The organism is Prevotella sp. P4-98 (genome assembly GCF_002251405.1).
Lineage (GTDB): Bacteria > Bacteroidota > Bacteroidia > Bacteroidales > Bacteroidaceae > Prevotella.
Window position 1 is genome coordinate 46,229 of the sequence record NZ_NPJC01000062.1, and the last position, 8,565, is coordinate 54,793.

Annotated in this window: 4 protein-coding genes and 1 pseudogene; 1 reads left to right on the forward strand and 4 read right to left on the reverse strand. The window is 49.6% G+C overall.

The window, feature by feature from the left end; translation table 11 throughout:
- Window positions 1-6: 6 nt before the first annotated feature.
- From CIK96_RS10590 to CIK96_RS10605, 4 genes are all read right to left on the reverse strand, one after another.
- A complete protein-coding gene (locus CIK96_RS10590) occupies window positions 7-1,824 on the reverse strand; it encodes an LTA synthase family protein (RefSeq protein WP_094391572.1) in 1,818 nt (605 codons plus the stop codon).
- 64 nt (window positions 1,825-1,888) lie between these two features.
- The gene (locus CIK96_RS10595) at window positions 1,889-3,721 is read right to left on the reverse strand and encodes an ABC transporter ATP-binding protein (RefSeq protein WP_094391571.1); all 1,833 of its coding nucleotides are present in this window, start codon (window positions 3,719-3,721) and stop codon (window positions 1,889-1,891) included.
- Entirely contained in the window at window positions 3,718-5,043 is a 1,326-nt protein-coding gene (miaB, locus tag CIK96_RS10600; RefSeq protein WP_094391570.1) for a tRNA (N6-isopentenyl adenosine(37)-C2)-methylthiotransferase MiaB, read from the reverse strand. The genes CIK96_RS10595 and miaB overlap by 4 nt, the downstream gene beginning before the upstream one ends.
- A gap of 666 nt (window positions 5,044-5,709) precedes the next feature.
- Window positions 5,710-7,770, reverse strand: a complete 2,061-nt coding sequence (locus CIK96_RS10605) for a M13 family metallopeptidase (protein WP_094391569.1) — start codon at window positions 7,768-7,770, stop codon at window positions 5,710-5,712.
- A 670-nt stretch (window positions 7,771-8,440) separates the two neighbouring features.
- On the opposite strand from CIK96_RS10605, the pseudogene CIK96_RS13635 reads away from it, so the two are divergent.
- A pseudogene (locus tag CIK96_RS13635) lies at window positions 8,441-8,565 on the forward strand (IS982 family transposase); the annotation flags it as partial.

The following is an 8,565-nucleotide window of genomic DNA, read 5'->3' on the forward strand; positions in this document are numbered from 1 at the left end:
TTTCGTTTATCGTTTTTTCAGGTCCGCCGATGTTTTTTGCAACAGCGCCTTACCCATCCTGACGAGTCGTTCCTTATCCGTTGAGTTGCCGGCAATCACCTTTTCTGAGTTCAGATCATAGACCACATATCCCGTAGAATCCACCAGTGAGAATCCATTATTATAGGTATGATAGGCAAAGGGATAGCTATAGGAGTTGCTCAGCACATCGCGGCTGAAGCCAAAGTCAGCATGGTCGATGCCCAGCTGTGCCAACAGTGTGGCAGCCAAGTCTGTTTGGTTGCATAGCTTACTGATGCGCTTAGGAGTTTTGACTGCGCCTCCCACCCATAGCATGGGTATGTGGTTTCTCACCTGATGCGTTTCGTCAATGTCTTTATAGTTGATACCATGGTCGGGCAGCATCACCACCAAGGTGTTCTTCCACTGTGGCGATTGCTTCAACTGGGCAATGAACTGACCGATACACTGGTCGAGATAATAGAACGCATTGAGCACTTTGTCATCGAAACGATGCACAGGCACATCCCATGGCTCATGACTGCTGAGGGTGCTATACCCGATGAGATAGGGTCTCGCCATGGTATCTGTCAGTTGCCTCAACGTTTCAAACGTGATATCATCGCGTACGCCCCACTCCGCCGACTGTTGTTCTTCCTGGCTATAGTCAGCTTTCCACGTCAGTTGACTGAAACCTCCGCCCACGAGATAACTTCTCATATTCGTGAAATTGATGTCGCCACCGTATAGATAGTGGGTATTGTAACCCTGTCGGGCAAGCGTTGCTGCCATGTTGGGGAGACTTCTCGACTTAGCCGGCATCTTCATCACAGAGGTGGTAGGAAACGATGGATAGCCGCTCCAAGTGCATAGCGTTCCTCTGTCGGTGCGCCACGAATTGGCGTAACAGTTGTCGAAATAGATGCCTTCGCGCGTCAGTCGGCATAGATTCGGCATGATGTCGGTACGTCCACCGATATCAGTAAACTCGCCTCCCGCACTTTCCAGCAAGATGACGATGATGTCAGGACGCTGCGTGGTGAGTAGCGAATCAGTGTCTGTACTCGTTGTGGGAAAGAGTTGTGCAGTCAGTTTCTCACATGTTTCATCGTCCATATAGTGGTAGTCTGTCTGGTCGCTGGCAGTTCTTTCCATCGATGCCAGAAAACTAAACACCGGGTTGACCGCTGCGTGATTGAGGAATTGGTTCTGCGAGAAATACACCTGTCCGATATTGGTGGTCGATTCATCCAATCCGCCACGAATACCGATGACCATCAACGGCACCGTTGCCACCATCAGCAGCATGGCTATCCAGCGGCGGCAGGTCACTTTGAAATGCCATCTGCAACGCATCATCAGCACGGCAATCACCGTTGTCACCACTGCTATGATCACCACTCTCCACACGATATAACCTATGCTGACGCTGGCAAAAGCGTCACCTGGAGTGGAAAGAAACTGTAAACAGGAGGCATCGAGCTTGAATCCCCAGAACGGATAAAGGCTCGTATCAGCCACAAATGCCAAGGCGAGGATGAAAGCCACTACGGCATAATAGCCGTTGAGAACTTTGCGCAACACCTCCGTGCGCTTCCACCACACCGATACCGCCATCACCAAGAAGGGCACAATCGTCAGATAGAGTGCCGTAGAGAGGTCGAGCGACAGTCCGTGCTTCACCACTTGCCAGACGTCAGCCCCTTCAAACGGATGGTTGCTGCGCAGTGCGAGCATGAAACAGAGCTTCGCGGCTATAAAGATGCCTATCATCTTGATATAGTCGCCCAGCATGAGTTGGAATCTTCCTATGATACCTTTCATCGTTGTTACCCTTGTTTGTTGATCGTGTTGATGTTGTTTTCCTGTCGGATGCCACCACAGTGGCTTATCCTAAGTTCTGCATATCGTTGAGTCGTTTATAGAATCCATCCATCGCCAGGAGTGACTCGTGGGTGCCACGCTCTACGATATGTCCCTCATGGAGCACACATATCTCGTCGGCATTGCGTATGGTGCTGAGTCGGTGGGCAATGGCTATGGTGGTGCGCTGCTTCATCAGTCGCTCCAGTGCATCCTGTACCAAGCGCTCACTCTCGGTATCGAGTGCCGATGTAGCTTCGTCGAGTATGAGTATTGGAGGATTTTTCAATATCGCACGTGCAATGCTGACACGCTGACGCTGACCGCCCGACAGGCGTCCGCCGCGGTCGCCGATATTGGTATCAAACTGTTGTTCGCTCTGCATGATGAAGTCGTAGGCATTGGCTATGCGTGCGGCTTCCGCCACCTGTTCATCGGTGGCAGTCTCCACACCGAAGGCGATATTGTTGCGGAACGAGTCGTTGAAGAGTATCGCCTCTTGGTTCACATTACCGATCAACTGTCGCAAATCCTGTATGCCGAGGTCTTTCACATTGATGCCATCGATAAGCACTTCGCCCTCTTGCACATCGTAATAGCGGGGAATGAGATCGACCAGTGTCGATTTGCCGCTACCGCTCTGTCCTACCAAGGCAATGGTTTTTCCCTTTGGAATGGTGAGGTTGATATGTCGCAACACCCACTGGTCGCCATAACGGAACGACACATTGCGCAGTTCAATCTGATGTTCAAACTGCTGGATATGCTGCGGATGGTCTGACTCCTTGATGCTGTCGTCAGCCATGAGTATCTTATCCACACGTTCCATCGATGCCAATCCCTTCGGAATGTTATAGCCAGCCTTTGAAAACTCCTTCAGCGGATTGATGATGGAATAGAGGATAACCATGTAGTAGATGAATGTCGGACCCGACAGGGCATGGTAGTTGAGCACCAATACACCGCCAAACCACAACACGATGACGATCATCACAGTGCCCAGAAACTCGCTCATGGGGTGTGCCAGCTGTTGGCGAATGTTCACATGCATGATATCATTGCGGTAGCCTGTATTGATGCGGTCAAACTTCTGTCGCATCTTTTCCTCGGCACAGAATGCTTTGATGATGCGCAGACCGCCGAGGGTTTCCTCTACCACGCTCATCGTGTCGCTCCATAGCGATTGTGCCTTGATCGATTTGGCTTTGAGCTTACGGCCCACAAATCCCATGAACCATCCCATAACGGGCACGATGACGAGGGTAAACACGGTGAGTTGCCATGATATAAAGACGAGTGTGGTGAAGTATGCCACAATGAGTACGGGGTTTTTGAAAAGCATGTCAAGACTCGACATGATGCTCGATTCTATCTCTTGCACGTCGCCACTCATGCGGGCAATGATATCGCCTTTGCGTTCCTCGCTGAAGAATCCGAGGGGCAACGCCGTGATTTTCCGATAGAGCTGGTTGCGAATATCGCGCACCACCCCCGTGCGGATGGGCACGATGGTAGCCGATGAGAGGAAGTAGGCCCCCGTTTTGAGCATGGTGGTAAAAGCCAGAAACAGTCCGATGAAGAGCAGTGTGGTGGTCTGTCCATGTTCTGCCAACAGGGTGTTGACGTAGTAGTTGAGATTGTTCATCAATACTTCTTGCGCATTGCCCCAGTCCCATGCCATCCAACCGGTGGCAGCCTTACCGTCGCCGGTTTTGAATATGATTTGCAGGATAGGTATGAGTGCGGCAAACGAGAAGATGTTGAGTACTGCCGAGAGGATGTTGAACACCACCGACAACACCAGATACTTCTTATAGGGAGGCACGAAGCGCCTCAACACATTGATAAATTCTCTCATAGTATCTCGCCGAATAATGTTGCACTGGTACTTCCTGTGATACGCACGCGTACGGTTTCGCCGATGTGATGTCCTTTCTTATCCATCACCACCGCCTTGTTTTGTTCGGTGCGTCCCATGAGTTGTTCGCGCGAACGCTTACTGAACGACTCTATCAACACGTCAAACTCCTTGCCCTCGTCTTTGCGGTTTTGTGCGGCACTGACCTCTGTTTGCAGGCGAATCAGTTCGTTCAGTCGTTCTATTTTCACCTCTTCCGGCACATTGTCGGGCAGGTGTTTGGCAGCATAGGTGCCTGGGCGTTCACTGTATTTGAACATGAAGGCAGAGTCAAACTGACATTCACGCACGAGCGAGAGCGTTTCCTCATGGTCTTCGGGAGTCTCGTCGTGGTAGCCCACGAAGATGTCTGTGGTCAGTCCGCAACCGGGAATGATGCGGCGTATGGCTTCCACGCGCTCTAAATACTGCTCGCGGGTGTATTTGCGGTTCATCAGTTTCAGTATCTTGTTGCTACCGCTTTGTGCCGGGAAGTGGATGTGTTTACAGAGATTGGGCTCTTCGGCAATGGCATGTAGGATATCCTCTGTCATATCTTCCGGATTGGATGTGGTGAAGCGCACGCGCATATCGGGCACCTCCTGCGCTACGAGATGGAGCAACTGTGCGAACGATGTGCTGCCTGGCTCGCGTTTTCCCGATGGCGACAGTCCGTAGCTATTGACGTTTTGTCCCAGCAGAGTCACCTCTTTGAAGCCTCTGTCGTGCAGGTCTCTCACTTCGCGGAGTATGCTTTCCACGTCGCGTGACCGTTCGCGTCCGCGTGTATAGGGCACGATGCAATAGTGGCAGAAGTTGTTGCATCCTCTCATGATGCTGACAAATCCTCCGATATGTGCGCCATGCAGTCGTTGTGGCACGATGTCGCGATAGGTCTCTGTGGTAGATAGTTCTATGTTGATGGCTTTATGTCCGTTTTCCGCTTGTGCTATGAGGTCGGGCAGTGTGAGGTAAGCGTCTGGTCCTGCCACGAGATCGCAATGGTGGTTTTCTATCAGATCGTCCTTCACGCGTTCTGCCATACACCCTATCACGCCGATGATCAGTGGTCGTTTGCGCTTGATGGCATCGAGTGCATCGAGTCGGTGATATATTTTCTGTTCGGCGTTATCGCGTATCGAACAGGTGTTCAGAAACACTGCATCAGCCTCATCGAGGTTTTCAGTGTGTTCGTATCCGGCCATTTGCATCACGCTGGCCACTACCTCCGAATCAGCTACATTCATCTGACATCCGTAGGTTTCAATATAAAGTTTCTTCATCTTTTTCGTATTTAGGGTACAAAGTTAGTGCAAACCGAGCGGAATACAAAAGGAAAACTCGTTTTTCTTTTGTATTCCCGAGGTGCAGCCTAACTTGGAAGCGTAGCTTCAAAGTTACGATTAAGTGAGCGGAATGCAAAAGGAAATACCTTTTCTTTTGATTTTCCGAACGTAGGCAATCCCCAATAAAATTCTCCCCAAAAGCGAGGTATTCGAGCGCATTTTCAGTTGGGATTTTCGTTGAAGATTATTATTTCTGGCCATAGGCCATATCTTATCAAAGATTTCCTCCAAAGATTTCTAGCCGTAGGCTACCCCCAAAACATCCGTTTAAATTCCGTCTAAATTCCGTCTAAATTCCGATGATTGATTTCCATGTGACCTTTTATATTCCGATGATCATAAAAACCAATGCAATGCGCATGACATAAGCATTACAAAACCCATCCATACAAAACCAAATTCAATGAAATTGCGAACCAAATTCATTGAAATTGCAAACCAAATTCAATGAATTTGCAAACCAATCTCAATGAATTTGCTCAGCCATCTGCCGTTCACACCACCGCTACACGATACAGAAAGGGTGTAAACCCAGCATGCACAACAGCGCTATGCAAGGTTTACACCCATGATAGCTGACGCTCCACAGGGGCAACAGCGATGTTACCACACCTGTGCACGCTTCTTCTTAGGAAGGAAGAGGCGATTGCCCTTCTTCACACCGAAAGCCTGATACCAAGCATCGATATGGGGCAGCGCACCGTTCACGCGAGCCATATTGGGCGAGTGAACATCCTGTGTCAGGAGCATATCCATATACTGCTCACGGTTGTTGCTTGCCCAGATGCGAGCATAACCGAGGAAGAAGAGCTGATCGGCAGTGAAGTCTTTCTGGTCTGACGAAATCACATGGCCCTCCTTCTGAGCGTTGTGGTAGGCACGCAGCGCGATGTTCAAACCACCGTTGTCGCCGATGTTCTCACCAAGAGTCATCTTGCCGTTCACCTTCTTGCCGTTCACCACCTCGATGGTAGAGAAGTGATCTACGAGCACTGCGGTACGCTTATCGAAGTTAGCCTTATCGGCAGCAGTCCACCAGTTGCGCTGGTTGCCGGTCTTGTCAAACTGGCATCCCTGATCGTCGAAACCGTGACTCATCTCATGACCGATCACCACACCGATGGCACCGTAGTTGATGGCATCGTCGGCTGTAGGATCAAAGAAGGGAGCCTGAAGGATACCGGCAGGGAAACAGATCTCGTTGGTGGTAGGATTGTAGTAGGCATTGATGGTCTGTGGGGTCATCAGCCACTCGGTCTTGTCAACGGGTTTGTTCACTTTACGCTGCAGTTCGTCTATCGTGAAGAACTCAGAGATGTTGGCAAGGTTCTCGCAGAGTGAGAGCGAATCGCTGATGTCCAACTTGCTATAGTCTTTCCATTTGTCGGGATAACCTATCTTCACAATGAAGTTAGACAGTTTGTCCTGAGCCTGGGCCTTGGTCTCAGCACTCATCCATGTGGCTTCGTTGATGCGCTGACCGAGTGCCACTTGCAGATTGCGCACCAGTTCGAGCACGCGCTTCTTGCTGGATTCGGGGAAGTATTTCTCGCAGTACATCTTACCAATGGCGTTGCCCATCACTCCATTCACCAGATTGGTGGCACGCTTCCAAAGGGGATCGTCCTGCTGCTGACCGCTCAACACACTTGAGAATGCAAAGGCAGCCTTTCGGAAGTCATCGCTCATATAAGAGGCTGAACCGCTGATGATGCGCAGTTCGGCATAGCTCTTCAGATCGTCGATCGATGTCTCTGCCAATACTTTCTCCACCTCGTGAAGGGGTTCGGGCTGACCCATATCCACGCTGTCGAAGGCTGGGAATCCTGATACCCAGAATACGGTGGTCCAGTCGATACCGGGGAACTGCTCGCAGAGTTCGTCAAACGACATCTTGTGATAGTTGGCATTGATGTCGCGCAGCTGCACTCTGGAATAGCTCTTCTCGGCAATACGCTTCTCTATGGCATATACCGCATCGGCTTTCTGCTTGGCTGTTGCCTCGTCATAGCCCACGAGTGTGAACAATTTAGTATTATAGTCCATATAGGCTTTGCGCACAGCTTGCGTCTGAGCATCATCGTTCAGATAGTAGTCGCGAGTGCCCAAACCGAGTCCTCCCTGACCTATGCCCACGATATTGCGGTCGGCTTGACGCTGGTCGGCTGACACACCGATGCCATACATCATGGTCGATTCGCCACGACGATCCAGTTCGGCTGTCACGCGCTGATATTCCTTACGGTCCTTGATGGCACGGATTCTCTCCAGGTTTTTCACGATGGGTTGGAAGCCTTCCTTATTGCGGCGCACCGAATCCATCATCTGATTGTAGAGCGTTCCTATCTTCTGACCCAACGAACCTTTCTGCTGTGGTGTGGTAGAAAACTGCAAGATGAGCTCCTGAATCTGCTTCTGGTTCTGCTCGTAGAGGTCCATGAAGGCACCGTTGGTCACTTGGTCGTCGCGCAACGGATGGTTTTTCAGCCAGGCACCAGTGGCATATTCCACAAAGTTGTCACCGGGCTTCACTGCCGTGTTCATGTTCTCTTTGGCATAGCCATGCACCTTGGTTGGCTGTTGAGCAAATGCCTTTTCAGCGCCCATGTTGCCTGCCAGCATCATTACTGTGCAACAGGCACTAAGAATTGTTGTTGACTTCATATACTTTTGTTTTTATGAATTGTTAGCGTCGATATTCCGATTCTATATCGGTTGGTGGTGCAAAGGTAGTGCAAACCGAGAGAAAAACAAAAGAAAACACCTTTTCTTTTGATTTTCCGAGGTGCAGCCTACCTTAGACAGCGCAGCTGCAAAGGTACAATTAAGTTATCGAATTACCAAACCATTTGACGTGACAAATGCGTGACCACCACATTCGGTGGTCGGTCGGTGGTCGATGGGTGGTCGATAGATATACCTATCAAGCACCAGCAAACCGTTATCGCACAACATGTTACAAAGAATGGTGGTCGAGTGGTCGAAAAATACGCAACTTGCGCATGTGCGCATATACACATGTGCGTACGCGAGAAGCATACACACCCCACCTGCCATACTTAGCATGCCACCCCGATGTCTCATTGCCCAACACTACACCATCCTTGAATGCTTTTTGGAATTTCAAATTACTCTAAACCTGAATTCGGGATAAGATTATGTCATAAAGTCAATTATGCGACAAGACATGATTCATCATCCCTCCACATGGGTGAATGGCTATTTATGTTTTACCCCAGTTCGGGATAAGAAATAGTTTATAAAAAAGCTGGTAGTCTCATAAATATTTTGTACCTTTATAGGTGAAAATCAAATAGTTACAAAAATATTTAATATGACTACCGATTGCAAAGTTACAGAATTATTTTGTATTATAGACGAGTTTTGCAAACATTTTGATGCAGAAAATGCAGGAAATTTGCTGGAAGACAATAGCGGAGTGAAGCGTAGACGGCTAAA

Excerpts from the sequence above, each read along its gene's own strand:
- CIK96_RS10590 (WP_094391572.1), bottom strand. The coding sequence starts at position 1,824 with ATGAAAGGTATCATAGGAAGATTCCAACTCATGCTGGGCGACTATATC.
- miaB (WP_094391570.1), bottom strand. The coding sequence starts at position 5,043 with ATGAAGAAACTTTATATTGAAACCTACGGATGTCAGATGAATGTAGCT.
- CIK96_RS10595 (WP_094391571.1), bottom strand. The coding sequence starts at position 3,721 with ATGAGAGAATTTATCAATGTGTTGAGGCGCTTCGTGCCTCCCTATAAG.
- CIK96_RS10605 (WP_094391569.1), bottom strand. The coding sequence starts at position 7,770 with ATGAAGTCAACAACAATTCTTAGTGCCTGTTGCACAGTAATGATGCTG.